A 24,042-nucleotide genomic window follows, 5' to 3' on the forward strand; every position below is an offset into this window, starting at 1 on the left:
GCTAGGCGACCTCACTTCGTGCTTGTTTTGCTGCGTATGCTGCGGCGGCTTCTCGGACCCAGGCACCTTCGCGGTGCGCTTCACGGCGGCGTTCCAGCCGCTGCGCGTTGGCCGGGCCATTGCCCTTGATCACTGCCATGAATTCATCCCAGTTCAAATCCTTGTGGATCCACTGCTTCTTTTCTTCATCGAAGTGCAGCTGGGGATCCGGCAGGGTCAGGCCCAGGACCTTGACCTGCTCGGCGATCATGCCAACGAAGCGCTGGCGCAGTTCGTCATTGGAGAAACGCTTGATCTTCCAGGCCATGGACTGCTGGGAGTTCGGCGACTGGTCATCTGGCGGACCGAACATCATCAGCGAGGGCTCGTAGAAGCGGTTGATGGCGTCCTGGGCCATCTTCTTCTGCACCTCGGTGCCGCGGGAGAGCGAGAGCAGGATTTCGAAGCCCTGGCGCTGGTGGAAGGATTCTTCCTTGCACACGCGCACCATCGCACGGCCGTAGGGGCCGTAGGAGGCGCGGCACAGCGGAACCTGGTTGGCGATGGCCGCACCATCGACCAGCCAGCCGATAGCACCCATATCCGCCCAGGTGCGTGCAGGGTAGTTGAAGATCGAGGAGTACTTGGCCTTGCCGGAGAGCAGCTGCTCGTTGTACTCGTCGCGGGTGGTGCCCAGGGTCTCGGCAGCCGAGTAGAGGTAGAGCCCGTGCCCGGCTTCATCCTGCACCTTGGCCATCAGAATGGACTTGCGCTTCAGCGAGGGAGCGCGGGTGATCCAGTTGGCCTCAGGCTGCATGCCGATGATTTCGGAGTGCGCGTGCTGGGAGATCTGGCGGCTGAGGGTCTTGCGGTACTTCTCAGGCATCCAGTCGCGTGGCTCGACGCGGGAGTCCTGATCGATCAAGGCGTCGAAACGCGCTTGGGACTGCTCTTCTTCGTAGCTCGGGACGGCACTCAGTCCCGGCTCCTGCGGTGTGGTCGGGGCCATGGGTTCACCTCATCGAAAACAAATTACATACTGACCGTTCGTTCAGTATGTCAGAGTGCGCTCGATCACGTCAACACCAACCCCCTCCAGGCACAACAAAACCCCGGGAAAGAATTCCCGGGGTTTCCTTGAAGCTGGGGATTAGGCGTTAGCCAGCGCCTTTTCCGAGTTCTTGCCCTTGAATATCAGCGCATCAAGCGAGATGCGGCCTGGGCCAGTCAAGAGCAGTGCCAGCGCGCCGGCAGCCAGTGCCAGGACAAGCTCGAAGCCGCCATTTTCCACGAACACGCCACCTGAGGCATGAACCATGAACAGGGCGGCAATCATCTGCAGGCCCAGCAGGCCAGCGAAGACGCGGGTCAGCAGGCCAAGGATGATCGCGGCGCCGCCGGCGATCTCCAGGGTTGCCGCCACTGGAGCAATCAAGCCGGCAGCAGGAACGCCCATCTGGCCAAAGGCCGCAGTGGTGCCCTCGATGGTGAACTGGAAGTACTTCTGCCAGCCATGAGCCAGGAAGAGGAAGCCGAAGGCCAAGCGAAGCAGGGTACGCGCAGCGGTCTGCAGACCCGGGTTGTTTTCCAGAGCGGACATATTTTAACTCCTAGGGATTGGGGCACGGGAAGATCCCGTGTGGCTACTGCTCCAACCCTACAAGGGAATAAGTTGAACCTTCAAGCATATGAAGGTTTTTGTCCCGTAAGCTTCGTCACGAAAAAACCGTGCTGCCCGCAACCAGTTTCATCTGGTCGTGGACAGCACGGTTTTCCGCTGGCTTGGCGGTACGGCTCAGAGAACCTTGGACAAGAAGTCCTGGGTACGCGCCTGCTGCGGGTTGCCGAACAGCTGTTCGGGCGCACCCTGCTCGCAGACAACACCATCAGCCATGAAGACCACGCGGTCAGCGACTTCGCGTGCAAAGCCCATCTCGTGGGTCACCAGAACCATGGTCATGCCGGTGTCGGCCAGCTCCTTGATAACCTGCAGCACTTCGCCGACCATCTCCGGGTCAAGAGCGCTGGTAGCCTCATCGAAGAGCATGATGCCCGGGGCCATGGCAAGCGCGCGGGCGATGGCCACACGCTGCTTCTGGCCGCCAGAGAGCGAGGCCGGACGGGCGTTGGCCTTCTCGCGCAAGCCCACGCGTTCCAGCAGCTCAAGTGCGCGCTCCCGGCCTTCCGCCTTGCTCATCTTCTTGAGCTCGACCGGCGCCAGCATGATGTTCTCTGCCACGCTCATATGCGGGAACAGGTTGAAGTGCTGGAACACCATGCCTACATGGCGGCGCACCTCATTGATGTCCACCTTGGGGTCGGTGACATCAAAGCCATCGACAACCACCTTGCCCGAGGTAATGTCCTCAAGCTTGTTCAGGCAACGCAGCAAGGTGGACTTGCCGGACCCCGAAGGGCCGATCACGCACACCACTTCGCCTTCGCGGACATCCATGTCGATGCCCTTGAGGACATTGTTGGAGCCAAAGGACTTGTGCAAGTCCTTGACCTGGATCTTCACGTTGGAGCTTTGCTCGGTTACGGTGCTCACTTGTTGAACCTCCGATCGGCATAATTTGCCAATTTGGTCAGCGCCATAATGGCGATGAAGTAGATAATGCCCACGATCAGCAGGGTCTCAGTGACACGGAAGTTCGCCGCGTAGATCTGCTGGCCCTGGTAGAGCAGCTCGGTGAAGCCGATAGCCAGCAGCAACGAGGAGTCCTTCAGGCTGATGATCAACTGGTTGATCAGCGACGGGGTCATCATCTTGAAAGCCTGCGGGATCACGACCTTCTGCATCGACTTGCCATAGCCCAGGCCCAGCGAACGGGATGCTTCAAGTTGCCCTGGATCCACCGACTGGATACCGCCGCGAACGATTTCGGCGACATAGGCACCGGCGTTCAGCGACAGCGTCAGCACGCCTGCGGTCCAGACGCTGATCTCCCAGCCGGTCAGCTGCGGCAGGCCGAAGTAGAACATGAAGGCCCAGAGCAGCAACGGGGTGCCGCGGAAGATGTTCACGAAGGTCGTGGCGATGCCGCGCAGCACGATGTTCCCGGAGATCTTCATGAAGCCGAAGACCAGGCCCAATGCCATGGCAATGGCGAAGGAAATCGCGGTCACCAGCAGGGTGTGCCACAGACCGGTCATCAATGCGGGAATGGACTTGACCAGCAGGTCGAAGAAGTTGCTTGGCGCCGCTGCGGTCGGGTCGGCAAGGTAGGAGTCCAGAATCTGCTGGTACTCGCCGTTGGCCTTCAGCTCGGCCAAGCCGTCGTTGAACGCTGCCAGCAGCGCGGTGTTCTCGCCCTTGTTCACGGCGAAGCCATAGGAACCGCCCGGGACCTTGTCGGTGACGGTCTTCAGGCCATTGCCCTGGGCAATGCCGTAGGCCAGCACCGGGTAGTCGTCGAAGACGGCAACGGCAGAACCGGCCTTGACCGATTCGTACATGGTGGCCGACTGGTCCAAGGACTTGACCTGGAAGCCGTATTCCTCGGCGATGGACTTTGCATAGCTTTCGCCCTCGGCGCCGGTCTTGGCGACAACGGTCTTGCCTTCCAAGTCCTCGTAACCGGTGATCTCGTCATTGCCGGCAGCGACAGCCATCTGCACGCCGGACTCGAAGTACGGCTCGGAGAAGTCGTAGATCTCCTTGCGCTCGTCGGTAATCGACATGCCGGCGATCACGCCATCCACCTGGTTGGAGGAAAGGGCGGCCAAAGCGGCGTTGAAGCCCAGGGACCTGATCTCGACTTCAAAACCCTGGTCTTCGGCAATGGCGCGCAGAAGATCCATGTCGATACCGGTCAGTTCGCCGTTCTGGCGGAACTCGAAGGGCGCGAAAGTCGTATCCGTGCCGATGACGTAGGTCTGGCCCTCGACGCTTTCACTGCCTTGGGCCACGGCCGAGGGTGCCCCGACGACCAAGGCCATCAAACCGATGGCAGCCGCGGCTATCCATCGGGCCAGGCGCCCTGTGGGGGCAGCTGTTCTTTTCTTTTCCACTGATGTATCGCTTTCTCGTACTGAAGGGCGAATGGCCCAAGGTGCAGATGATACGTTCTGCCTGCAAGCCTAGGACTTATAAAGCCTAGCCGGTACCCCGCGACTCGCCTGCACTTGCATCGTTATCGGTTTGAAACCGCTGTTCTGTCCGCGCTGAGCATAGCTGCACCCGCATAGCACGGCAGTGGGATTGAATAGGGGTATGACTCCAGAATCGTTGACCGCCAATGCACCGCGTGCCGCAAAGCTGCCCACCACCCGCAGCTTCCACGGCGATGACTTCATCGACAACTACGAGTGGCTGCGGGAGAAAGCCAACCCGGATGTCATCGCGCATCTGACCGCAGAAAACGAGTACACCGACACCATTACCGCTAGCCAGCAGCCGCTGCGCGATGCCTTGTTCAGCGAGATCAAGGCACGCACCGTTGAAACCGACTTGTCGGTTCCAGTGCGCCGCCGCGGCTGGTGGTACTTCACCCGTTCGGCCGAAGGCAAGCCCTACACCATCCAGTGCCGCGTCAAGGCATCGGACACCGGGGACCTTGTTGCCGACTGGACTCCCCCGGTCATCGACGCGGAAACTGCATTGCCTGCCGAAGAGGTGCTGCTTGATGGCAACGCCTTAGCCGAAGGGCAGCCGTTCTTCTCGCTCGGCGGCATGGCGTTGAATGAAGCAGGCAACTTGCTTGCCTACTGTGTCGATAATGCGGGCGATGAGCGATTCACCCTTTTCATCAAGGACCTGGACACCGGCCTGCTGCTGAGCGACACCATTGAAGGAGTGTTCTACGGCCTGGCCTTCTCCCCCGATTCTTCAACTGTCTTCTACACGGTGGTTGACGAAACCTGGCGGCCACACCAGATTCGCGCTCACCTGCTGGGGACCCTCCCAACGCAGGACAAGATCATTTTCGAGGAAAATGATCCTGGCATGTGGCTCGGCTTCGATCTGAGCCCGGACCGCAACACCCTGATGATCTCCAGCGGCAACTCCGAATACGCTGAAACCAGCATGCTGGATCTGGCCGAGCCTTCGGCTGCCGTGACCTTGCTGGTGCCGCGCTCCTTGCGCCTGCTGCACGGAATCGACCTGATGCCGGGCGCCGGCCAGGCCTTGATCACCCACGACCACCAGGCACCGAACAACATGGTGTCGCTGGCATCCCTGGACCAGCTGGGCGAAAACGCCGACCCGGCGCACTGGCAGACCGTGGTGGCCCACGAGGACACGGTCAAGATCGAAGGCACCGCGCTGACCGGTTCGCACGTGGTGCTCTCGGTGCGCCGAGATACCTGCGAGCGCGTGCAGCTGATCGCCTTGGACGGATTGGGCACCAAAGCCCAGCAGCCGGCCATTGAACCGGATTTCGATGATGAGCTGTTCACTGCCTCGGCGACCTTTGCCGAGCTGGATGCTCCGTTGATCCGCATCGGCTACACCGCAGACTTCACCCCGGCCCGCGTATACGACCTGTGGCTCAAGAACCAGTCGCTGGTGCTGCGCAAGCAGACCCAGGTGAACAACTTCGATCCTGCCAAGTACCTGTCCACCCGCGAGTGGGCCACCGCGGCCGATGGCGCCAAGATCCCCTTGACCATCATGCGCCGTGCCGACCTGGATACCTCGGTTCCCCAGCCGGTGCTGATCTACGGCTACGGTTCCTACGAGGCCTCCATGGATCCTGGTTTCGGCATCCCTCGCTTGAGCGTGCTGGATCGCGGAGTGGTCTTTGTCATTGCCCACGTGCGCGGCGGCGGCGAGCTGGGCCGCAACTGGTACCTGCAGGGCAAGAAGCTGCACAAGAAGAACACCTTCACCGACTTCATTGATTCCACACAGTACCTGCTCGATTCCGGGTGGGCCGATCCGCAGCGCATCGCCGCCCTGGGCGGTTCGGCCGGCGGACTGCTGATGGGCGCTGTCGCGAACATGGCTCCGCAGCTGTATACCGCGATCATCGCCCAGGTGCCGTTCGTCGATGCCTTGACCTCCATCCTGGATCCAGAGCTTCCGCTCTCGGCACTGGAATGGGAAGAATGGGGCAACCCGATCGAGAGCAAGGAGGTCTACGACTACATGAAGTCCTACACTCCCTACGAAAACGTCACAGCACAGGATTACCCGAAGATCGCGGCGGTCACCTCGCTCAATGACACCCGTGTACTGTATGTGGAGCCAGCCAAATGGGTTGCCAAGCTGCGGGAAGTCGGTACCGGACAGGCCCCGATTGTGCTGAAGACCGAAATGGATGGCGGTCACGGCGGCGCTTCGGGACGTTACGAGTCCTGGAAGGCCCGCGCGTGGGACTACGCCTTCGCCTTGGACGCCCTGGGATGCACCGACGAAATCTAAGTAGCAAAGGAACGGCGGCCATGCACCACATCAAGATCAGCGACTACCGCAACGACCCTGCGATTCGCCGCTTGCTGGTGCTGGCCGCCGAACCTGCCAACGAGCAGGCGCTCGAAGCGCTGCTCGATGAATGCGAAGGCCTTGAGGTGCTTTCCATCGCCACTGCCGCGGGCGATATTGCGGCACTGGCCGCCTACCGGCACAGCGGCAAATACGCGGTGTGCGTTGAATACCTGGCCGTGGAAACATCCCACCAGGGCCGGGGGCTGGGCTCGAGGCTGCTCGCTGAGCTGCGCGACTGCCATGAGAAGAACGTTTGGGCCACCACTGCAGAGGATGCGGTGGGTTTTTACCGCTCGCTGGGTTGCGTTGTTTCGCAGTCTTCTGCCGACCCGCGCTGGCCGGATGCCCGGCGGTACCTGTGCACCTTGCCCTTCTACCCGCTGCTCACCGACCAGCCAGATGAAGATCCGGAATACGAGGCCGTGGGTGGAGAGCTGATGCGCGGCCTCATAGAGATTGCCGAGCCATCGAAGCAATGGGCCAGGGACTTCCACCGCCTGCACCATCGAATCGCCAGTGTCCTGGGGGCCACCGCGTTGGCCATTGAACACACCGGCTCGACATCCGTTCCGGACCTGCCCGCCAAGCCGATCATCGACATCGTCTTGCTGGTCCCCGACGCGGATCAGGAAGCGTCCTACGTTCCGGCGCTGGAATCCAGCGGCATGCTTCTTTGGCATCGTGAACCTGGCTGGTATGGCCACCGCATGCTCAAGCCCGCTGCCGGTTCGCGGCTCCCCGAGGCCAATATCCATGTCTTCAGCGCAGGAAGCCCCGAGTATCTGCGGCTCGTGATTTTCCGCGAGCATCTGAAACACCATGAAGCCGACCGTTTGGCATACGCCGCGGTAAAGCGGGAAGCCGCCCGCGCATTGGCTGCAAGCGACGGCGAGAACGGCCTGGTCATGGACTACAACCGGATCAAGGAACCTTTCATCCTTGACGTCCATCAACGAATTTTCACCGCCTGAATCCGCTGCGCTTCATCGCTGAAACAGTACCGCCGATATGGCCGCATAACTTGACTTAGCTCACATAATGTTATTACCTAATGATCGTTCGGTAAATAATTCGGCGAAGGAAGATGATGAGCGAAACACAGCTAGAGAATTCGGTCCCGCACGCCATTCTCCGCAATGACTACGCCACCCAGTGGATGGGAATCGAAGTCGTCGAGGTCTCCGACGGCCACGCAGTCATCACCATGGCGCTCCGGCAGGAAATGCTCAACGGCTTCGGCATTGGCCACGGCGGAATGATCTTCGCTCTGGCCGACACTGCGTTCGCACTGAGCTGCAATCCGCAGGCAGGCTCCGACGAGACCATCACGGTAGCCTCCGGCGCCGACGTCAACTTCCTCAAGCCAGCCATTCCCGGACGAGTGCTGACTGCCACCGGCAACCGTGTCTCGCAGCAAGGCCGCAGCGGGATCTACGACATCAAGGTGACCCAGCCAGCGGCCGACGGCTCAATTGAAACCGTCGCAGAGTTCCGCGGACGATCGCGCACCGTCCCGAAACCGAAGAACCGCTAAGCACCCTGCCCACTCGACACGAAAGTTTCAGCATGTCCCAGAACACCGACCGCGACAGCCTTCCGAATCCGCTTGATCCAGAAGAAACCATGAGCCGTGAGCAGATCGAAGCGATCCAGCTGACCCGCTTGAAGGAAACTCTGCACCATGCCTACAACAACGTGCCGTACTACAAGGCAAAGTACGATGCCGTTGGCGTGCACCCTGATGACCTGAAGGAACTGAGCGACCTCGCCAAGTTCCCCTTCACCGACAAGGAAGATCTGCGCAAGAACTACCCTTTCGGCATGTTCGCCGTCCCGCAGCATGAAGTCGCCCGCATCCATGCCTCCTCGGGTACCACTGGCCAGCCCACCGTGGTTGGCTACACCAAGAAGGACCTGGAGGACTGGGCCAAGCTCGGCGCCCGCTGCCTGCGCCTGGCCGGAGTCAAGCCAGGCTGGAAGGTCCACAACGCCTACGGCTACGGCCTGTTCACCGGCGGCCTGGGTGCGCATGCCGCCGCCGAGCACCTCGGAGCGACGGTCATCCCCATGTCCGGAGGCCAGACCGACAAGCAGATCTCGCTGATCCAGGACTTCGAGCCTGATGCGATCCTGTGCACGCCGACCTACCTGTTGACCATTGGCGATGCCATGCAGCGCAAGGGCCTTGATCCGCGGTCCACCTCGCTGAAGGTGGCCGTCCTCGGTGCCGAACCATGGACCGAAGAGATGCGCCACGAGCTGGAAGAGATGTTCAACATCACCGCCTGCGACATCTACGGCCTCTCCGAGGTCATGGGCCCCGGGGTGGCCGGCGAATCCGGAGAACGCAAGGATGGCAGCCACATCTGGGAAGACCACTTCCGCCCGGAAATCATTGATGCCTTCGACGAAACCAAGGTGCTGCCCGATGGCGAGCACGGTGAATTGGTCTTCACCTCGCTGACCAAGCAGGCCCTGCCGATCATCCGCTACCGCACCCACGATTTGACCCGCCTGATGCCTGGCACCAGCCGACCGGGCCACCGCCGCATGGGCCGCATCACCGGACGCAGCGATGACATGATCATCCTGCGCGGCGTGAACCTGTTCCCAAGCCAGATCGAGGAATTGATCCTGAAGGTGCCGACCCTGTCGCCGCACTTCCAGCTGATCCTGACCCGTCCGGATCGCATGGACCAGCTGGCGGTGAAGGTGGAGCGCCGCGGCGAGGCGTCCATCGAAGATGCCACCAACGGCGCCAAGGAACTGGCCAAGCTGATCAAGATCCATGTCGGTTCTTCCTGCGCCATCGACGTTGTCGAACCGGAATCCCTGGAACGCTCCATGGGCAAGCTCAAGCGCATCTACGACATGCGCGCTAACTAGCCTCCGCCGGGACATGGGATAATCAACTAATCATGGAAACTACCGATACTGCCAACCGTCCGGCCAAGCGTGGCCGCCCTGGTTACGATCAAGAAACCGTTTTGCGCATTGCTGTCGAGGCATTCAACGAATACGGCTACGACGCGACCTCCATGGGCAAGCTCGCCGACCGACTGGGTATCAGCAAATCCGCGATTTACCACCATGTCCCGTCGAAAGAGGACCTGCTGCGCCTAGCGTTGGATGAGGCGCTGATTCCCCTGGAGGCGGTGATCGCCGAGGTCCGCTCGCATGAGGGCACCGCGGATGAGCGTCTGGAATTCTTCCTGCGCGCAACCTTCAGGATCCTGCTGGCTAAGCGTTCCTACGTGACCTTGTTGTTGCGTCTGCGTGGCAACACTGATCTGGAACGCCAGGCGCTGGAACGCCGCCGCGCAATGGACCGCCAGCTGGCAGAATTGGTGACTGCCGCGCAGTCGGATGGCAAGTTGCGTGCCGACTTGGAACCTCGGGCCACCGCCAGGCTGCTTTTCGGCTTGATCAACTCAGTGGTGGACTGGTACCGCGCTGACGGGCCGATCGACGGACCCGAGTTGGAGGACCAGGCTGTTTCGCTGCTCTTCAACGGCCTGCATACCGGCGGCGCCTGATTCCAAGTCCGGGCTCCCCATATCGGCTCCCGCCTTCCAGCCGGGAGCCGACGTCGCTAACCGGGCTGGGCGTCCGCTGCAATGTGGCGCAGCCAACCTTGTAATCTTGCCGTCCTCACAGAAATCACCGTTAGCATCGAAGGGGTGCTTTAGCACCTGTCATTCTCGATCAACCAAGTGAAGAGCGCTGTGGATTCCATCTTAGAAACCCTTTTCATGGCTACCGCCGACAGCAGTAGTTCCTTTGTCCAGATTTTGCTCTCGGCTGCGAGCATGCTGCTCGTCTTCGTCTCCGCCGCACTGCTGGCGCACCGCAACGACCTGGGTTGGTGGACCCTGATCCTGGGTGTCTTCGTAGGCCCGGTCATTTCTTCGATGCAGTTCGACCTGCTGGGCCTGATCTACGCCGTTCCGCTGCTGCTGATTGCAATCTTCGGCCTCTGGCGCTTCTCCCGCTACGAGCTCAAGGGAAAGTTCACCCGCATGGTCACGAGCACCGCGGTGACAGTGTGGTCCGCGCTCGGCCTGCTCGTGGGCCTGATCCTGCTGGTCGCCTTGCGCTTCGGCCCGTTCCTCTTCAATGGCGGCTTCATGAGTGCAACCCCGGAAATCTGGGTGCTGTACTTCGCTGATGCGGCCATCTTCGCATCGTTCGTCATGGTTGCCCGCGGTGTGCGAGCTGGCTGGCTGGTGCTGGCCGTGGCCGCCGTTGCCGATCTGGTCGTCTACTTCCTGATCTCCCCAATGCTGGGCATGCTGGGCCTGTTCGTCTTCATCGCCTTGGCGGCACTGTACGGCTTCTTCCTCTGGCGCAACCTGCCAGCCGCCGGCCAGGCCGGTCAAGGCATTGCAGAGCTCTCCGAGGCCGAGCTGGCACTGGATGCCGCCAAGGAAGCTACCTTGGCGAAGCTGAACAAGCAGCACGGAAGCAACGGCGCTTCCTAGGCTTCGCGAAAATGGCGTTGGACCACGATTTCCTCATCGTGGCCCAACGCCATTTCTTGTTTCCCGCGAAGGGGTCAGCCGGACTTAGCCGTTCTAGTTGGCATAGGTCGAGTCGGTCTTTTCAACCAAGGTCAGCACGTCGTAGGTGGCGACCAGTTCATCGTTCTGGTTGTGCAGCACCGCATCCCAAGCAACCTCGCCGTATTCGTCGGTGACGCGCGGGGTGATTTTCTTGGCCGTCAGGGTGACGCGAATCGAGTCGCCGGCAGCTACAGGGGTGATGAATCGCAGTGATTCAAGGCCGTAGTTAGCCAAGACGGGTCCCGGAGCGGGCTCCACGAACAGTCCCGCGGCCCAGGAAACCAGCAAGTAGCCGTGGGCCACGATTCCCGGGAAGAACGGGTTGGCTTCGGCGGCGGCCTGATCGGTGTGCGCATAGAAGGTATCGCCGGTTTCGTGAGCGAATTCGGTGATCTTCTCCAAGCTGACTTCACGCAGATCCGAGACGAAACCGTCACCGATCTTCAGCTCAGCCAGCGACTTGCGGAACGGGTGGACGTTCTGCGGCTTACCGCCAAACTGCTGGCTGCCAGCAAGGGACTGCTGGGCACCGGTGTGCCAGACGCCGCTCAGCGCGGTGATCATGTTGGGTGAGCCCTGCACCGCGGTGCGCTGCATGTGGTGCTTGACCGACCGGATGCCGCCCAGTTCTTCGCCGCCTCCGGCCCGGCCTGGACCGCCATGGACCAGATGCGGAACCGGAGAGCCGTGGCCGGTGGTGGATCGTGCGGTTTCGCGGTTCAGGATGTGCACGCGCCCGTGGTGCGCGGCGATGCCCAAGGCCAGGGCGCGCATGGCTTCGGCGTCATTGGTGCACACGGTTGCGACCAGCGAGCCGGCGCCCATGGCAGCCAGTTCCACGGCCTCGTCAACGCTGCTGTAGCCGATGACGGAACTGACTGGGCCGAAGGCTTCGCGCGAGTGCACCATCGGGTTGCGCGCGTCGTTCCAGCGAAGGACCACTGGGGACATGAAGGCTCCGCCTTCTGCCACGGCGTCCTTTTCGGGAGCGACACGTACCGCAGGGGCATCCAGGCGGCCGTAGGCCAGTTCGCCGCCGGCAGCGATCATGTCCTCGACGGCCCCGCGCACATCGGCCAGCTGTTCCAGCGAAGCCAGGGCACCCATGGTGACGCCCTCAACTCGAGGATCGCCGATGACCACCCGTTCATCGATGCGCTTGCCAACGGCCGAAATGACCGCATCCACCTGTGCTGCAGGCACGATGTTGCGACGGATGGCGGTGCATTTCTGGCCGGCCTTCGACGTCATTTCATTGACGACAACCTTGACGAAAGCTTCGAATTCCGGGGTGCCTTCCACAGCGTCGGGGCCGAGGATGGCTGCATTCAGGGAATCGGTTTCAGCCGCGAAGCGCACGCCTCCGTCGATAACGTTGCGGTGCGACTTGAGCTTGCTTGCGGTGGATGCCGATCCGGTGAAGGCGAACATATCGCGGTAGTCCAGGTGGTCCATGATGTCGCGAGCAGAGCCGGAAAGCAGCTGCAGGGAACCCTCTGGAAGGATGCCCGAGTCCAGCATCATGCGCACAGCCGCTTCGGTGAGGTACCCGGTGGGGGTTGCCGGCTTGACGATTGTCGGCACACCGGCGATGAAGGCCGGTGCGAACTTCTCGAGCATCCCCCAGACAGGGAAGTTGAAGGCATTGACCTGGACGACTACGCCGGCCATCGCGGTGTAGATGTGGGTGCCAATGAAGGAACCGTCCTTGCTCAGCGGCTCGGTGGGGCCATCGAGGATCACGTTGGAATTGGGCAGTTCGCGCCGGCCCTTGGAAGAGAAGGTGAACAGCACGCCAATGCCACCGTCGATGTCGACCATCGAGTCGATTTTGGTGGCACCGGTCTTGAAGGAAACCTCGTACAGGTCCTTGCGCCGCTCATTGAGGTACAGCGCTAGTTCCTTGAGCTTGAGCGCCCGCTCATGCAAGGAGAGCTTGGCTAGTTCGCGCTGGCCGGTCTGTCGGCCGTATGCCACGGCGCCAGCAACATCCAAGTTGTCCTTGGTGACGGTGACCAGCACTTCGCCGGTATTGGCGTCGCGGACCTCGGTTCCGCCTTGTGCCGCTGGGCTGTGCCAGTTCCCCGCGATATAGCTGGGTACTACGGTGATCTGTTCTGTCGTCATTGACGCAATTCCTTCCTGAACGGTCGGTCAGTATTACCGTTAACCATAGCAGGAAGGGGTGATCGAGGACACTTGTGCGCCTCGCTGCTTCGCCAGCGCTCCCCTGGCCCTTAGCGTGCCAGCTGGCGCAGGCGCTCCACGGCGTTCTCGCTCATTCCCTGGTCCAGCAAATACCTCCGCGTGGACCCGAGCCACCTGAGGAAATTCTCCAGTTCGCCAGCTCGGCCATGAATGATTTCCCGCAGTTGCTCTTCACTGCGGTAGCTCTCGTACGGGTGCTTGCGAGGGGAAATGCGATGCCACTCATTGATCCCCCTGACCGCGAGTTCATCATGGAGCAGGATCTGGCCATCCAAGCCAGCCAGCTGAAGCAGCATTGTGGCTATCAATCCCGATCGGTCGCGTCCAGCCGAGCAGTGGACCACCGCGCCCTGCTCCGCGGTCGCGAGGCTCTCGAACACTGCCCGCAGGTGGTCGCCGAATTCCTCGCAGACCAGCTGGTACATCCCGGTGTGATTCATGTACGGCACCGCCACCGACTCGAAACGCTCATTGCCTGGCGATTCCAGCGGCAGATTCACCAGCTCGATCCCTGCGAGGCTTGCCGCGGGCACCGCTGGGTCATGCTCGCGACGGCGGATTTCGTCCGGGTTGCGCAGGTCGATGACCCTATTGACGCCAGCAGCGTGCATTTGCTGCCAGCCCTCAGCCGTCAGCCACTCATGCCTGCCCATGCGGTAGAAGGCTCCGCAGATGTGGCGCGCATTAACGGCTCCGCTCCAGTCCAGGTCCCCGGCTTGCTTGCGGTAGGTAAGGCTGTGGCTCATAAGCCTATTGCAACACATTGCCCGGCTGTTGTATTGTTCTAGTCATTGGCAAACGTCAATCAGTCTGTTGAAGGAGGGGTAACGATGATTGCTTACCGCCTGAACAAGCCATTTCCCCCTTCTCCCAAGGACTACTTCCGATGCATTTTCCCGCTGGCCTCGAGGCCGCAAATTCGCCACTGATCGCCACTGCCTCCACGGATGCCGATCAACAACTGAAATTCAGCAAGCACAAGCCGGTCTGGAACGACTCTGAGACCGGTGATCCGGCAAACGGCCAACGTTATTCGACATGGCCATTTATCGAGAAGAGCTTGCGCGGACCCAAACCGTATCCGCACTGGCTCATCGAAGAGGCCGCAGCCATCGACACCGAGCTGGGCATCTTGAAAACGGGCAAGGAAGGCGATGTCTTCCTGCTGGAACGTGCCACCGAAGATCGCAGCAGCCTTCTGGCAGCAAAGCGCTATCGTTCGCGCGAGCAAATGCAGTTCAGCCGCTCGCAGTCCTATAGCGACGGGCGCTCCGCACGGCGTTCGCGTGATAACCGCGCTATCCGCAACAACTCCACGTACGGCAAGCAGATCGCCGCTCTGCAGTGGGCCAATGCCGAATGGAGCTATTTGCTCCGTTGCTACGAGGCGGGCATACCTGTTCCCTACCCTGTGCAAATAGATGGCACCGAAATCCTCATGGAGTTCATTGCCGATCCAGACGATCAGCATGCGGCAGCGCCTCGCCTGCAGCAGCTCTCGCGCTTTGACCCGCGCCTTCCATCGCTATGGGACCAGCTCACCGGAGCACTGGAGAAATTTGCCGGGCTCGGCATCGCCCACGGAGACCTCTCCGCGTACAACATTCTTGTCTCCGGCGAAAGGCTGGTAGTAATCGATGTTCCGCAGTGCGTAGATCTGGCCGGCAACCCGAACGGCTTGGACTTCCTGCACCGTGATTGCGTGAATCTTTGCGATTGGTTCACTTCCAAGGGCTTGCCCAATGACCCCGATGAATTGTTCTCCTCGCTGATGAGCTACCTCTTCTGAGGACAGCCAGAACTGGGCGCGCCCGCGACGAATCCCGATGATTCGCCGCGGGCGCGCGCCTGCGACCAGCTTTCCGCGGCCTACTTCGCCCAGGTAGGCAGGACCTGGCGTCCCCAGGTGGCGTTCGTGACAATGGCAAAGGAGCCGTACTAGGCCAGGAATGCGGTAAACAGGCCCAACCAGCCTCCGAGTTCATGTATCAGCGTGCTGCCGGTGAAGGCGCCGATAGTCAGGCAGATGAAGGCCGCGGTCAGCATGGTGAACACGGCAACCAGCACGCCATTGGTACGCAGGGCGGCGACCGTCATGTAGGCGGTGAAAATGGTCCACCCCAGAAGGAATGGACCGAGGCCCGCCGGGCCCGCCGCCTGCGCTACCTCCGGGTTGGTTTCCAGCCACCAGAAGGCCATCCAGAATGCGCCATAGGAAGTGAACGCGGTGGCGCCGAAGACATTGCCTTTCGCGAATTCGATGACGCCAGCAATCAGCTGGACCAAGCCACCGTAGAATAGGGCAATCGCCAGGACGGCGGCGCCAGCTTCTGGAATGATCCCGGCGTTGGACAGGCTCAGCGCAAAGGTTGTCAGCGCAAGGCGCCCAATCCCAGTGCCGCGGGGTCAGCCAGGCCCGGCTTGGCCGGTGCGGCTGGTGAGGCGATTCCAACGGGGTCTTCTCGGGTCAGCAGTGCGGTCATGGCGGATACTCCATCGTGTCAGCGGTCAGTTCAATCCAGGCAAGTGATGCCGATCACTTGCCTTTAGCAGGTATCCTAAATCGATGGTGAGTCGGATCACTACCATCTAAAGGAGGTAGCCGGCGACCACTGATTCTTCGCACGAAATAGCCCTTTTTGACCGCACGCTCAATACTTCGGCGGCACGCACCGGCCTGCCAGTTGCCTTTGGCGGTTTCGCCCGGTCCACGGGTACGAAGCTGACTTGTTTCGCAGGAACCCGCACCGGTTCGCTGCGTGGCCTGGTGGTCAAGCCCGGTGAGGGCCTAGGCGGCTTGGCGCTATCGCGGCGTCAATTGGCTGCCACGGATTCGTACCATGAGACCCCGGAAATCATTCACAGCTATGACCGGGAAATTGGCGGCGAGGGAATACTGGCCTTGCTGGCAGTACCGGTCGTGGTTGACGACCAGGTGCGTGCGCTGATCTATGCCGGACTGCGAAACCGCCGGCAGCTGACCGATGGAATGCTGTCCGCCGCCGCAGCAGAGGCCCGCCGGCTCGCTTGGGAACTATCGGTCCATGAAGAGACCCAGAGGCGCATGGCGGTGCTCAGTGCCTACGAACCGCAGGCCGCGCACCCCTCGGAGATGGCATTGAGCCAAGAAGATTTCAATGCGCTCTACACCGAGCTGCGCGATATTGCGCGGATGGTGCAGGATCCGGAGCTCGCCGCACGGCTCAGCACGGCCAGCACGATGCTGCGCCCAGGGCAGGGGCCAGCGCCGCAGGCAATCGACGGCCCCTCGAACCTTTCGCCGCGTGAGCTGGATGTGCTTTCCCATCTGGCGCTGGGCAAGCGCAACGCCTTGATTGCGACGCATCCGGGATTAGCCGAAAGCACCGTCAGAAGCTATCTGGCCTCGGCCGTGCGAAAGCTGGGTGCCACGAATCGCTTTGATGTGGTGTTGCGCGCTCGCAGCCGGGGCCTGATCCCCTAGGCGGCCATTCCGGGGACCCCGGGACCCGGGCTACGGGCGTCGCAACTGGCTTCAGCCGTTTACCAGCTGTAGAAGCCCTGGCCGGTCTTTCGTCCGAGCTTGCCCTGGGCCACCAGGTCCTTGAGGATCTGCGGCGGAGCGAAACGCTCCCCCAGAGTCTCGTGCAGGTACTGGGCAATGCCCAGGCGCACATCCAAACCGACAATGTCGGTGGTCTTCAGCGGGCCGGTAGGGTGCTTGTATCCCAGGACCATCGCGTTATCGATGTCTTCGGCACTGGCTACGCCGTCCTCGACCATGCGCATGGCTTCCAAGGCGATAGCCACGCCCAAGCGGGAAGAAGCGAACCCGGGAGCGTCATTGACCACCACTGCGGTCTTGCCCAGTGCTTGAACCCATCCGCGCGATGCGTCCACCAGGGTCTTATCGGTCTGCTTGCCGATCACGACCTCGATCAGGGTGGAGGCGGGAACCGGGTTGAAGAAGTGCAAGCCCAGGAAGTTCGCGGGACGCTGCAATTCCTTGGCCAAGCCGCTGACCGACAGCGACGAGGTGTTCGAAGCGAGCACCGCCTCGGCGTTCAGTGCCTGCTCCACGGCCTGCAGGGAAGAAACCTTCAGGTCCCAGATTTCCGGAACGGCTTCAACCACCAGCTGCGCGCTGGCGAACTGCTCGTAGTCGGTGCTGGTGGAGAAGCGGGACAAAAGCTCTTCGCGGCTTTCGCTGATCTGGCCACGGGCAATGGACTTGTCCACGGATCCGGCTACGCGCTCATAGGCCGCCTGCGCCGCCTCGTCGTCGCGTTCAACAACGAGAACGGTGCTGCCGCTGGTCAAGAAGGCGTGGGCGATGCCGGCACCCATGCGTCCGCCGCCGAGCACGCCCATCTGCTGCGGCAACGCTCCGGTGGTGAAGCTGGTTTGTGCACTCATGGTTACTTCTTCTTTCGATCTAGGAATGCTTGCATGCGGTCGAATTTGGCTTGGGACTCGAAAAGCATGCCCTGGGCCAAGGTATCGATCAACGGATGGACTTCGCGCGGAGCATGGAAGACGGACTTGGTGATGCGCACCGCCAGCGGATCCTGGGCTGCTATGCGATCTGCCAGTGCATCGGCGGCGGCATCCAGCTCGGCAGCCGGATGCAGTTCGGTCACCAGGTTGGCGGCCAGGCATTGCTCGCCGGTGAGCACCTTGCCAGCCAGCAGGATTTCCTTGGCCAGCGGCTCGCCGACCAGTTCCTTCAGCCGCCAGGTGGCGCCTGCGGCGGCCATGATGCCCAGATTCGTTTCCGGGTTGCCCATGCGCAGCTCGGGGGTGCCGATACGGAAGTCCGCGGCGTAGGCCAGTTCAGCGCCCCCGCCCAGGGCGAAGCCGTCCAATGCCGCAACCACCGGCATCGGCAACTTGGCGATCCTGTCGAAGATGCCCGAGTTGATCCCGGCGAGCGCGTCATCCCGGCGGCGTTCGCGCAACTGGGAAATATCGGCTCCGGAAGCGAAGATGCCCTTGCGCCCCTTGGGATTCGCTTCGCTCGCTGCCTCTGCGGGGGTGCCAGCCATAATCAGGATCTTGGGATTCTTCTCCAGATAATCGCAGATGGTGTGCAGCTCGTCGACCATGGCCTGGTCAATGGCATTGCGGACCGCTGGGCGGTGCAGGCGCACCCAGAGGCGGTCATCGGTTTCCGCCAGCTTGAGGGTGGTGAACCCGCTGTTCAAATCGCCCACTTCTAGACGCCTTCCAGCAAGATCGCGGTGCCTTGGCCCACGCCAACGCACATGGTGGCAATGCCCAGCTTGCGCTGCTCGGAAGCCAGCTCCCGTTCCATGCGGCCCAGCAGGGTGATGACAATGCGGGAACCGCTGGAACCCAGCGGATGGCCCAGCGAGATGGCGCCGCCGTCGCGGTTGACGATTCCTGCATCGACCCCCAGCTCGCGCATGCTGGCCAGGGACTGGCTGGCGAAGGCTTCATTGATTTCCATGGCACCGATCTGGTCAATGCCCAGTCCCGCGCGTTCAAGTACCTTGCGGGTCGCCGGGACCGGTCCCATGCCCATGATTTCTGGTTCCAGGCCCGCGGCCTGCCCGTCGACGATTCGGGCGCGCGGCGCCAGTCCGTACTTCTTGATGGCCCGTTCGGAGACCACGAGGATTGCCGACGCTCCGTCGTTCAGCGTCGACGCATTGCCAGCAGTGACGACGCTTCCTCCCTTGACTACTGGGCGCAGGGCGGAAAGCACATCCATGGTGGTCCCTGGCCGTGGCCCCTCGTCGGTGTCCACGATGCTCTCTGCCTTGCGTCCCTTGACAGTGACCGGAACGATTTCATCGCGGAAATGCCCGGCCTCGATGGCGGCAATGGCCTTGGCGTGGGATTCGACGGCGAACTGGTCGCAATCCTCACGCGAGATGTTGTAGACGCGGGCGACTTCCTCGGCGGTTTCCGGCATCGAGAAGGTGGCTTTGCCATCGCGCGAGTACTGGCCGGAGAGGAATTGCGGGTTGGTGAAGCGCCAGCCGATGGAGGTGTCGAAGGTTGCTCCCGGCTTGGCGAAGGCCTTGGAAGGCTTTTCCATGACCCAAGGTGCCCGCGACATGGATTCGGTGCCGCCGGCGATCACGATGTCCGCGGCGCCGGCCTTGATCATGTGGCTGGCCATAGTGATGGCGCTCATGCCCGAGGCGCAGAGGCGGTTGACCGTGATGCCCGGGACGGTCACGGGCAGGCCGGCCAGCAGCGCAGCCATGCGGGCAACATTGCGGTTCTCTTCGCCCGCGCCGTTGGCGTTTCCGTAGATGACTTCATCAACGTCGGCCGGATCGATGCCCGCGTCTTCAATGACTCGGCGAATAGTCAGCGCGGCCAGGTCATCGGGGCGCACAGCACTGAGCGCACCTCCATAACGGCCTACCGGCGTGCGTGCTCCACCTACGAGAAATGCCTCGGTCATCTGTGCTCCTTATGCCAAAATGATTAGTGACCCTCAACACCTAAACTTACCGACCATTCGTTCAATAATAAAGTCGCGGGTCGCCGGATTTTCACAATTGAGCATTTCCAGGCCGCCGGGACCACATGGCCGGGCCACGGGCCAACCCCCGTTCTGTCCGCAATTGCGGGCAATCAATTCCATGTCAGTGGTTGATTTTAGAAATTGATTCGAATAGCCTCTGGTATTTAACCGACTCCGGGGAACTCCCGGATCGTGGACCGCGGCCAAGGCGATGAATTCCTATCTGGCCTTAGGGCGATCGGTCGACGGAAAGCTGAAAACAACGGAGCAGCAATGCAACCGGAACATAGCCAGCCAAACGACAACTCGAATGCACATAATTTCGCTCCCGACCTGGACCATGACATCGGGCCGGACATGAACACGCAAGAAGGCCGGCAAGAAGTTCGCAAGGCCACTGCGGCATCTGCCATGGGCAACATGACCGAGTGGTTCGACTACGGTGTCTATGCCGTGGCCGTCACCTACATCACCGCCCACTTCTTCCCCACCGAGGGCGGCACCTTCATGGCCTTGGCCACCTTCGCCCTCTCCTTCCTGGTCCGCCCGATTGGCGGCCTGGTCTGGGGCCCGCTGGGCGACAAGCTGGGGCGCAAGAAGATCCTGGCCTTGACCATCATCATGATGTCGCTGGCCACCTTCCTCATCGGCATCCTGCCAACCTTCGAAGCCATTGGCGTCGCCGCGCCAATCCTGCTGGTGCTGCTGCGCATGATCCAGGGCTTCTCCACCGGTGGCGAGTACGGCGGCGCGGCAACCTTCATGGCCGAGTATGCGCCGGATCGCAAACGCGGCTTCTTCGGTTCCTTCTTGGAATTCGGCACTTTGGGCGGTTTCGCCCTCGGCACCGCCGTGATGCTGGGTCTGCAGGTGGTGCTCAGCGAGGAGGCCATGATGGCTTACGGCTGGCGCATCCCATTCTTCCTCGCTTTGCCCATGGGCCTGATCGGCCTGTACCTGCGTAGCAGATTGGAGGACACGCCGGTCTTCCAGGAGATGGAAGAATCCGGCGAAGCCCAGCAGAGCGGGTCGCTCAAGGAACTGGTGTTCACCTACTGGCGCCCCATGCTGACCATGACCGGACTGGTCATTGCGCTGAACGTCGTGAACTACACGTTGCTCAGCTACATGCCGACGTACCTGGAAACCCAGTTGGGGCTGGACCCCAACGCTTCGCTGGCCACCATCCTGATCGGCGAGGTGGCCATGATGGCCGTAATTCCATTTGCGGGCTCGCTTTCGGACAAGGTCGGACGCAAGCCAATGTGGTACGCCTCAGTCATTGGCCTGTTCGTCTTGGCAGTACCGATGTTCTGGCTGATGGGCAAGTCCTTCGCCTGGGCCATTGTCGGCTTCGCCGTGCTGGGTCTGCTCTACATTCCGCAGTTGGCCACGATTACCGCGACGTTCCCGGCGATGTTCCCTTCGCAGGTGCGCTTCGCAGGATTCGCGATTACCTACAACATCGCTACGGCGGTCTTCGGCGGCACCGCCGCGATGGTCAATGAAGCGGCCATCAATGCCACCGGTTTCCTGCTCTTCCCGGCCATCTACATGATGGCAGCGTGCGTGATTGGTGCGATCGCCATCAAGTTCATGCCGGAGACCGCCGGCGCTTCGCTGCGCGGCACCGCGATTCCCGATGCCTTGGACACCGGCATCCTCGCTGCGGTGCAGCGCGATGAAAACCGAACGTCCTGAGCCATCCAGCCGCCAAGGGGGCGCATCAGTTGAACTGCTCCCTTTAGCGGCTGGCGCATAATCGCTGGCGGCCTAGAAATCAATGCCCGGCCGGGCGTGCTTGCGAGCAAAATGCCATCCGCCCCACAACAGCAAGGCGAACACCGGAATTGTGGCGATCGTGTACAGCCCCACCGGGAAGACCTCGCCGTTTTCCCCGGTCAAGGTATCGAAAGAAATCAGGACGGTGATAACCAGCAAGGAAATCAATCCGACCCAACCGGTAATGGGCGACCCGGGCATGGGCAGCGAGGAAACAGAGCCCTTTTTCTTGCGCAGCATGAGCTGGCATCCGAAAATCGAGGCCCAGGTGAACAGCACGCCGATGGATGCGGTATTCAAGGCAAGGTCGAAGGCGAAGGAATCTCCGAGCCAGATGTTCAGGATGACGCCGGCAAGATAGACCACGCCCACGGTGATAACGCCGGTCGAGGGAACAAAGTGCTTGTTCATCTTCGCGAGCCACTGCGGAGCATGCCCATTGCCGCTCATGGTGCGCAGGATGCGGCCGATGGAATACAGGCCCGAGTTGCACGAGGACAGCGCAGCGGTAATCACCACCAGGTTCATCGCGCTGCCAACCCAGCCCAGGCCCATCTTCTCGAAGACCGTGACAAACGGGCTGACCCCGGATTCGTATTCGTTCCATGGCAGCACCATGGCCAGCAGGGAGACGCTGCCTACGTAGAAGACCAGGATGCGAACGACCACCGCACGGATTGCCGATGGAACTTCCTTTTCCGGGTTCTCCATCTCGCCGGCGGCAATGCCCACCAGTTCAATGGCGTTATAGGCGAAGATCACCGAGTTCAGGACCAGGATGCTGACGAAGAAACCACGGGGGAACATTCCGCCCTCGCCGTTCTCATCGCCGATGAAGAGGTTGGCCACCGACGCGGTGTGGTCTCCCACCTGTGCGTTGGTCACCACCATGTATGTACCCACGGCCAAGAACAGGACGATCGCGGTCACCTTGATGCAAGCTGCCCAGAACTCGAATTCTGCGAAAGCCTTGGCGCTGAAGAGGTTGATGGCCACCAGCAGCAGCAACGCGCAGAACGCGGAAACGGTTACCGGAACATTCGGGAAGAAATACTGGAAGTACAGGCCGATGGCGATCAGCTCGGCAATGCCGGTCATGATCCAATTCAGCACGTACATCCATCCGGAGATGAAGGCGCCCTTGGGGCCGAAGAGCTCAGCCGCATACGAGACGAAGGAACCGGAAGTCTGGCGGTACATGATCAGTTCGCCCAGTGCCCGCATCAGCAGGTAGGCCAATGCGCCAGCTACCAGATAGGACAGCACCAGCGCCGGACCGGTCGAGGCCAGGCGCCCGCCGGAGCCCATGAACAGGCCCACACCGATGGCTCCGCCGATCGCGATCATCTGGACGTGGCGGCGGCTCAGGGATTTCTTGTAGCCCTCGGCACTGATTTCCGGGGTTGCCGGGCGATGCTGACCAGATGGCATAGATGAACTCCTGACCTACGGACGCGTTCAATGAATCCGTGCAAAAATCGTGAAATGAATCCGGTGATTCACTGGATGGTCCAAGCCGTACGGGCGGGGATTCCACGCGCAACCGCGAGTCGGGCCGTGAAAAGTCTACTCCTCCTTTCTTAGAGTTCCGGACGAAACCGACTAGCATTCATAGGGTGAGTAGCCTGAATAATTCCGCATTGCCCGAGAAGGTCTCCGATGTCTTCGATCCAACGCGCTGGCGCGTGGTCGAGGGATTCGACTTCACCGACATCACTTACCATCGCCAGGTCCAGCGAGCGGCGGATGGAAGCATCGTGCGCGACCTTCCGACCGTGCGCATCGCTTTCGACCGCCCCGAGGTGCGCAACGCCTTCCGCCCGCACACCGTGGACGAGCTGTTCCGCGCCATGGATCATGCCCGCATGACCAGCGACGTGGCCACTGTCCTGCTGACCGGCAATGGCCCCTCGGAAAAGGACGGCGGACACGCATTCTGCTCCGGCGGCGACCAGCGCATCCGTGGCCGTGACGGCTACCGCTATGCCGAAGGCGAGACCCGCGAATCCATCGACCCGGCGCGTGCCGGGCGCCTGCACATCCTGGAAGTCCAGCGCCTGATGCGCACCATGCCCAAGGTTGTCCTCTGCGTCGTCAACGGCTGGGCTGCCGGTGGCGGCCATTCGCTGCACGTGGTCTCGGATCTGACCATTGCCTCGAAGCAGAACGGCAAGTTCAAGCAGACCGACGCTACCGTCGGTTCCTTCGATGCCGGATACGGTTCGGCATTGCTCGCCCGCCAGGTCGGGCAGAAGACCGCCCGCGAAATCTTCTTCCTTGCCCGCGAGTACTCGGCCGATGACATGGTCCGCATGGGCGCCGTCAACGAGTCGGTAGAGCACGAACGCCTCGAAGAGGTGGCCCTGGAGTACGCAGCCGACATCGCCCGCCAGTCCCCGCAGGCCATCCGCATGCTGAAGTTCGCTTTCAACTTGGCCGATGACGGCTTGGCCGGCCAGCAGGTCTTCGCTGGCGAAGCCACCCGCATGGCGTACATGACTGATGAGGCAGTAGAAGGACGCGACGCGTTCCTGGGCAAGCGCGACCCGGATTGGTCCAACTACCCTTACTGCTTCTAATCTTCCGCGACGGAACGA

At 61.5% G+C, this 24,042-nt stretch carries 21 protein-coding genes; 10 read left to right on the plus strand and 11 right to left on the minus strand.

The window, feature by feature from the left end:
- Window position 1 precedes the first annotated feature (1 nt).
- From paaA to ACFVHU_RS05185, 4 genes are all read right to left on the minus strand, one after another.
- On the minus strand, window positions 2-988 hold the full coding sequence (gene paaA / locus ACFVHU_RS05170) for a 1,2-phenylacetyl-CoA epoxidase subunit PaaA (RefSeq protein ID WP_388022833.1): 987 nt from the start codon (window positions 986-988) through the stop codon (window positions 2-4).
- A gap of 141 nt (window positions 989-1,129) precedes the next feature.
- A complete protein-coding gene (locus tag ACFVHU_RS05175) occupies window positions 1,130-1,579 on the minus strand; it encodes a DoxX family protein (protein WP_332489071.1) in 450 nt (149 codons plus the stop codon).
- Window positions 1,580-1,774: 195 nt separating this feature from the next.
- The gene (locus tag ACFVHU_RS05180; protein ID WP_105656927.1) at window positions 1,775-2,530 is read right to left on the minus strand and encodes an amino acid ABC transporter ATP-binding protein; all 756 of its coding nucleotides are present in this window, start codon (window positions 2,528-2,530) and stop codon (window positions 1,775-1,777) included.
- Entirely contained in the window at window positions 2,527-3,993 is a 1,467-nt protein-coding gene (locus ACFVHU_RS05185) for an amino acid ABC transporter substrate-binding protein/permease (protein ID WP_388022837.1), read from the minus strand. Before ACFVHU_RS05185 ends, ACFVHU_RS05180 begins: the two co-directional genes overlap by 4 nt.
- Before the next feature lie 202 nt (window positions 3,994-4,195).
- On the opposite strand from ACFVHU_RS05185, the gene ACFVHU_RS05190 reads away from it, so the two are divergent.
- The 6 genes from ACFVHU_RS05190 to ACFVHU_RS05215 all read left to right on the plus strand — a co-directional run bounded on the left by ACFVHU_RS05190 (window position 4,196) and on the right by ACFVHU_RS05215 (window position 10,893).
- Window positions 4,196-6,349 (plus strand): S9 family peptidase, encoded by a 2,154-nt coding sequence (locus ACFVHU_RS05190; RefSeq protein ID WP_388022840.1) that lies wholly within the window; start codon window positions 4,196-4,198, stop codon window positions 6,347-6,349.
- Between the two features lie 20 nt (window positions 6,350-6,369).
- Window positions 6,370-7,383: a GNAT family N-acetyltransferase gene (locus ACFVHU_RS05195; protein ID WP_388022842.1), complete on the plus strand. Its 1,014-nt coding sequence runs from the start codon at window positions 6,370-6,372 to the stop codon at window positions 7,381-7,383.
- A 116-nt stretch (window positions 7,384-7,499) separates the two neighbouring features.
- The gene (locus ACFVHU_RS05200) at window positions 7,500-7,946 is read left to right on the plus strand and encodes a hotdog fold thioesterase (RefSeq protein WP_105656931.1); all 447 of its coding nucleotides are present in this window, start codon (window positions 7,500-7,502) and stop codon (window positions 7,944-7,946) included.
- Window positions 7,947-7,978: 32 nt separating this feature from the next.
- Window positions 7,979-9,298, plus strand: coding sequence for a phenylacetate--CoA ligase family protein (locus ACFVHU_RS05205; RefSeq protein WP_388022845.1), 1,320 nt, complete (start codon window positions 7,979-7,981; stop codon window positions 9,296-9,298).
- Window positions 9,299-9,330: 32 nt separating this feature from the next.
- Complete coding sequence (locus ACFVHU_RS05210; protein WP_105656933.1) at window positions 9,331-9,948, plus strand: TetR/AcrR family transcriptional regulator; 618 nt, start codon at window positions 9,331-9,333, stop codon at window positions 9,946-9,948.
- A gap of 216 nt (window positions 9,949-10,164) precedes the next feature.
- On the plus strand, window positions 10,165-10,893 hold the full coding sequence (locus ACFVHU_RS05215; RefSeq protein ID WP_388022849.1) for a nicotinamide mononucleotide transporter: 729 nt from the start codon (window positions 10,165-10,167) through the stop codon (window positions 10,891-10,893).
- 93 nt (window positions 10,894-10,986) lie between these two features.
- Here the strand turns inward: ACFVHU_RS05215 and paaZ are convergent, their stop codons facing one another.
- Window positions 10,987-13,101, minus strand: coding sequence for a phenylacetic acid degradation bifunctional protein PaaZ (gene paaZ / locus ACFVHU_RS05220; RefSeq protein ID WP_388022852.1), 2,115 nt, complete (start codon window positions 13,099-13,101; stop codon window positions 10,987-10,989).
- Between the two features lie 110 nt (window positions 13,102-13,211).
- Window positions 13,212-13,928 carry a tyrosine-protein phosphatase gene (locus ACFVHU_RS05225; RefSeq protein ID WP_388022855.1) on the minus strand — a complete coding sequence of 239 codons (717 nt, stop codon included), beginning with the start codon at window positions 13,926-13,928 and terminating at the stop codon, window positions 13,212-13,214.
- Window positions 13,929-14,068: 140 nt separating this feature from the next.
- Between ACFVHU_RS05225 and ACFVHU_RS05230 the strand changes: the two genes are divergently transcribed.
- Window positions 14,069-14,971, plus strand: coding sequence for a serine protein kinase RIO (locus ACFVHU_RS05230; protein WP_388022857.1), 903 nt, complete (start codon window positions 14,069-14,071; stop codon window positions 14,969-14,971).
- Window positions 14,972-15,120: 149 nt separating this feature from the next.
- Here the strand turns inward: ACFVHU_RS05230 and ACFVHU_RS05235 are convergent, their stop codons facing one another.
- Window positions 15,121-15,573, minus strand: coding sequence for an acetate uptake transporter (locus ACFVHU_RS05235; protein WP_388022978.1), 453 nt, complete (start codon window positions 15,571-15,573; stop codon window positions 15,121-15,123).
- A 286-nt stretch (window positions 15,574-15,859) separates the two neighbouring features.
- Here ACFVHU_RS05235 and ACFVHU_RS05240 point away from each other — a divergent pair, with 286 nt between their 5' ends.
- Window positions 15,860-16,645, plus strand: a complete 786-nt coding sequence (locus ACFVHU_RS05240; protein WP_388022980.1) for a LuxR C-terminal-related transcriptional regulator — start codon at window positions 15,860-15,862, stop codon at window positions 16,643-16,645.
- Between the two features lie 59 nt (window positions 16,646-16,704).
- Here the strand turns inward: ACFVHU_RS05240 and ACFVHU_RS05245 are convergent, their stop codons facing one another.
- From ACFVHU_RS05245 to ACFVHU_RS05255, 3 genes are read right to left on the minus strand one after another with little or no spacing between them, the layout of a single operon-like run.
- Window positions 16,705-17,577, minus strand: a complete 873-nt coding sequence (locus ACFVHU_RS05245; RefSeq protein WP_133833586.1) for a 3-hydroxyacyl-CoA dehydrogenase family protein — start codon at window positions 17,575-17,577, stop codon at window positions 16,705-16,707.
- Window positions 17,578-17,579: 2 nt separating this feature from the next.
- A complete protein-coding gene (locus ACFVHU_RS05250; protein ID WP_388022861.1) occupies window positions 17,580-18,374 on the minus strand; it encodes an enoyl-CoA hydratase/isomerase family protein in 795 nt (264 codons plus the stop codon).
- Between the two features lie 2 nt (window positions 18,375-18,376).
- The gene (locus tag ACFVHU_RS05255; protein ID WP_105656942.1) at window positions 18,377-19,600 is read right to left on the minus strand and encodes an acetyl-CoA C-acyltransferase; all 1,224 of its coding nucleotides are present in this window, start codon (window positions 19,598-19,600) and stop codon (window positions 18,377-18,379) included.
- A 336-nt stretch (window positions 19,601-19,936) separates the two neighbouring features.
- Between ACFVHU_RS05255 and ACFVHU_RS05260 the strand changes: the two genes are divergently transcribed.
- Window positions 19,937-21,364, plus strand: coding sequence for an MFS transporter (locus tag ACFVHU_RS05260; RefSeq protein ID WP_388022864.1), 1,428 nt, complete (start codon window positions 19,937-19,939; stop codon window positions 21,362-21,364).
- A 72-nt stretch (window positions 21,365-21,436) separates the two neighbouring features.
- On the opposite strand, the gene ACFVHU_RS05265 is transcribed toward ACFVHU_RS05260, so the two are convergent.
- A complete protein-coding gene (locus ACFVHU_RS05265) occupies window positions 21,437-22,876 on the minus strand; it encodes an amino acid permease (RefSeq protein WP_388022866.1) in 1,440 nt (479 codons plus the stop codon).
- Window positions 22,877-23,061: 185 nt separating this feature from the next.
- Between ACFVHU_RS05265 and ACFVHU_RS05270 the strand changes: the two genes are divergently transcribed.
- Window positions 23,062-24,024, plus strand: coding sequence for a 1,4-dihydroxy-2-naphthoyl-CoA synthase (locus ACFVHU_RS05270; protein WP_388022868.1), 963 nt, complete (start codon window positions 23,062-23,064; stop codon window positions 24,022-24,024).
- The last annotated feature ends 18 nt before the right edge of the window (window positions 24,025-24,042 follow it).

The sequence above is a fragment of the Glutamicibacter sp. NPDC127525 genome (assembly GCF_042672105.1).
Taxonomy (GTDB): Bacteria; Actinomycetota; Actinomycetes; order Actinomycetales; family Micrococcaceae; genus Glutamicibacter.

Coding starts and splice junctions, on each gene's coding strand:
- ACFVHU_RS05195 (WP_388022842.1), top strand. CDS start 6,370: ATGCACCACATCAAGATCAGCGACTACCGCAACGACCCTGCGATTCGC.
- ACFVHU_RS05215 (WP_388022849.1), top strand. CDS start 10,165: ATGGCTACCGCCGACAGCAGTAGTTCCTTTGTCCAGATTTTGCTCTCG.
- ACFVHU_RS05260 (WP_388022864.1), top strand. CDS start 19,937: ATGCAACCGGAACATAGCCAGCCAAACGACAACTCGAATGCACATAAT.
- paaZ (WP_388022852.1), bottom strand. CDS start 13,101: ATGACGACAGAACAGATCACCGTAGTACCCAGCTATATCGCGGGGAAC.
- ACFVHU_RS05255 (WP_105656942.1), bottom strand. CDS start 19,600: ATGACCGAGGCATTTCTCGTAGGTGGAGCACGCACGCCGGTAGGCCGT.
- paaA (WP_388022833.1), bottom strand. CDS start 988: ATGGCCCCGACCACACCGCAGGAGCCGGGACTGAGTGCCGTCCCGAGC.
- ACFVHU_RS05175 (WP_332489071.1), bottom strand. CDS start 1,579: ATGTCCGCTCTGGAAAACAACCCGGGTCTGCAGACCGCTGCGCGTACC.
- ACFVHU_RS05230 (WP_388022857.1), top strand. CDS start 14,069: ATGCATTTTCCCGCTGGCCTCGAGGCCGCAAATTCGCCACTGATCGCC.
- ACFVHU_RS05205 (WP_388022845.1), top strand. CDS start 7,979: ATGTCCCAGAACACCGACCGCGACAGCCTTCCGAATCCGCTTGATCCA.
- ACFVHU_RS05190 (WP_388022840.1), top strand. CDS start 4,196: ATGACTCCAGAATCGTTGACCGCCAATGCACCGCGTGCCGCAAAGCTG.
- ACFVHU_RS05210 (WP_105656933.1), top strand. CDS start 9,331: ATGGAAACTACCGATACTGCCAACCGTCCGGCCAAGCGTGGCCGCCCT.
- ACFVHU_RS05225 (WP_388022855.1), bottom strand. CDS start 13,928: ATGAGCCACAGCCTTACCTACCGCAAGCAAGCCGGGGACCTGGACTGG.
- ACFVHU_RS05200 (WP_105656931.1), top strand. CDS start 7,500: ATGAGCGAAACACAGCTAGAGAATTCGGTCCCGCACGCCATTCTCCGC.
- ACFVHU_RS05265 (WP_388022866.1), bottom strand. CDS start 22,876: ATGCCATCTGGTCAGCATCGCCCGGCAACCCCGGAAATCAGTGCCGAG.
- ACFVHU_RS05245 (WP_133833586.1), bottom strand. CDS start 17,577: ATGAGTGCACAAACCAGCTTCACCACCGGAGCGTTGCCGCAGCAGATG.